A 2,289-nucleotide genomic window follows, 5' to 3' on the forward strand; every position below is an offset into this window, starting at 1 on the left:
CGTAAATAGGTTTACTCTATTCCTGATTCGGGTATCACAACATTAGAATATATAAATTAGCATGAGGTAAGATATAGAGGTTAATCTAGGAGGAAACAGAAATGAACTTAGCTATTGATGTTATAGAAGAAAGTGATAAATCTAAAGTTATCCTATCAGGGGAAATTGATGCATATACAGCACCTAATTTAAAAGACACATTACTACCTTTAACTAAAGAAAATGGGAAATTAGTTGAGGTTGATTTGGATCAGGTGGGTTATATGGATAGTACAGGTCTTGGTGTTTTCATTAGTGCTTTAAAGTCTACGAAAGAACACGATAGTCGACTAACATTGATCAATTTACAGGACCGGGTTATGCGTCTATTTAAGATAACCGGTTTAGATGAGATTATGGATATTAATGAAGAGATTCGAGGTGGAAAATAATAATGGAAAGTTTTGATTTTATCGAGATGAAGGTTCCAGCGAAGGCTGAGTATGTAGGTGTTGTTCGGTTGAGTATCTCAGGTGTCGCAAATAGAATGGGTTTTTCCTACGAAGAGATTGAAGATTTAAAGGTATCCATTTCAGAGGCGATTACAAACGCTGTTGATCATGCCTATCAAGACGAAGGGGGAGAAGTAACCATCGGATTTGGCGTTTACGAAGATCGCTTAGAGGTAATGGTTGCTGATCACGGCGGAAGTTTTAACCTTAAAGAAATAAAAGGAGGAATTGGTCCATATAAGCATACAGAATCAGTAGAGACCTTGCGCGAGGGAGGTTTTGGGCTCTTTTTGATTAATGCATTGATGGACAAAGTAGAAATTAACAACAATCATGGTGTAATTGTTCTTATGACTAAGTACCTTCAGGAAACAGAGGTGGATTACGATGGCAACCAAATCCCGTCCACACAATAAGGGAAGAGACGAGGTTTACGAATGGATCGAGCACTTGAAAGAACATCCTGATGATAGCGAAGTCAAAGAAAAAATTGTTCTGGAATATAAAAATCTGGTCGAATCTATTGCCAGGAAATATTCAAAGAACAGCAGTATACATGAAGACCTTGCACAGGTTGGGATGATTGGTTTACTGGGAGCTATTAAAAGGTATGATGCTAGTTTTGGTAAATCATTTGAGTCTTTTGCAATCCCGACTATTATCGGAGAAATTAAGCGATTTATTCGTGACAAAACATGGAGTGTTCATGTACCACGTCGCATTAAAGAGCTTGGACCAAAGATAAAAAAGGCAGTAGATGAATTGACTATTATGGATCAAAAGTCGCCATCAGTCCAGGAAATTGCTAACTATCTGGAAGTATCTGAAGAAGATATTCTAGAGACTATGGAAATGGGAAAAAGCTATAAAGCATTATCTGTCGACCGGAAAGTTGAAGCTGATTCAGATGGTAGTACAGTAGCCATTTTAGATTTGGTTGGAAGTGATGAAAGTGGTTTTGAAAATATAGACCAGAAAATGATGCTCGAGAAAATATTGCCGATTCTTTCGGATAGAGAACAAGACATATTACGCTGCACATATTTCGAGAACTTAAGTCAAAAAGAAACTGGTGAACAGTTAGGAATATCTCAGATGCATGTGTCGAGGCTGCAACGAAGAGCATTACTTAAACTTCGTGAAGCTATTCAATCAGAAAGCTCGGAGGTTTTTGATTGAGTACTAAAAGAAACAGAGTTGAAGTAGCTGCTTTCCAAACTTCAAAAAAAGGGAACTATTATTGTGGTGACAGTTATTTTTATACGGAAACAGAAAAAGAATTTATCTGTGCAGTAGCAGATGGGTTAGGCAACGGTGAGTTTGCTAGAGAATCATCAAAAGCAGTCATTGATGTTATTAAAGACAATATACACGCTTCAATTGAAGAGATTATCAGACACTGTAACAAAGAACTTACTGGCAAACGCGGTGTGGTTCTAGGGATTCTGAAGTTTGACTTTAATTTAAAGCGTTATTCTTTTTCTTCTATCGGAAATATTGGTGTTATCACTGTTACAAATGATGGAAAGAAAAAGCGGAATATACCTAATGCTGGCTATCTTGCCGGCTATCACAGAAAATTCGCGGTTGAGACTGGCAAATTAGATGATATCTTAAATTTTTTTATGTATTCTGATGGTGTCTCAGATAGAGAGCTTTCAGAACGTTATTTTTTAAATGAAGATGTGAACCAAATCATTGATACGTATAAATATAAAAGTGGACAATATAAAGATGATGACACAACATTAATTGCAATGCGTTACACAAGTTAGATGAAAACCGGCACAAGGTGCTG

Annotated in this window: 4 protein-coding genes; all 4 read left to right on the forward strand. The window is 36.8% G+C overall.

The window, feature by feature from the left end; genetic code table 11:
• Positions 1 to 101: 101 nt before the first annotated feature.
• From ACOI1D_RS21345 to ACOI1D_RS21360, 4 genes are read left to right on the forward strand one after another with little or no spacing between them, the layout of a single operon-like run.
• A complete protein-coding gene (locus ACOI1D_RS21345) occupies positions 102 to 431 on the forward strand; it encodes an STAS domain-containing protein (RefSeq protein ID WP_422504203.1) in 330 nt (109 codons plus the stop codon).
• Positions 432 to 433: 2 nt separating this feature from the next.
• Positions 434 to 907, forward strand: coding sequence for an anti-sigma B factor RsbW (gene rsbW, locus ACOI1D_RS21350; RefSeq protein WP_422504205.1), 474 nt, complete (start codon positions 434 to 436; stop codon positions 905 to 907).
• The gene (gene sigB, locus ACOI1D_RS21355; RefSeq protein WP_422504206.1) at positions 879 to 1,670 is read left to right on the forward strand and encodes an RNA polymerase sigma factor SigB; all 792 of its coding nucleotides are present in this window, start codon (positions 879 to 881) and stop codon (positions 1,668 to 1,670) included. Before rsbW ends, sigB begins: the two co-directional genes overlap by 29 nt.
• Positions 1,667 to 2,266, forward strand: coding sequence for a SpoIIE family protein phosphatase (locus tag ACOI1D_RS21360; RefSeq protein ID WP_422504207.1), 600 nt, complete (start codon positions 1,667 to 1,669; stop codon positions 2,264 to 2,266). The genes sigB and ACOI1D_RS21360 overlap by 4 nt, the downstream gene beginning before the upstream one ends.
• Positions 2,267 to 2,289: the final 23 nt, after the last annotated feature.

It is taken from the genome of Virgibacillus sp. DJP39 (assembly GCF_049310925.1).
Lineage (GTDB): Bacteria > Bacillota > Bacilli > Bacillales > Amphibacillaceae > Virgibacillus_F.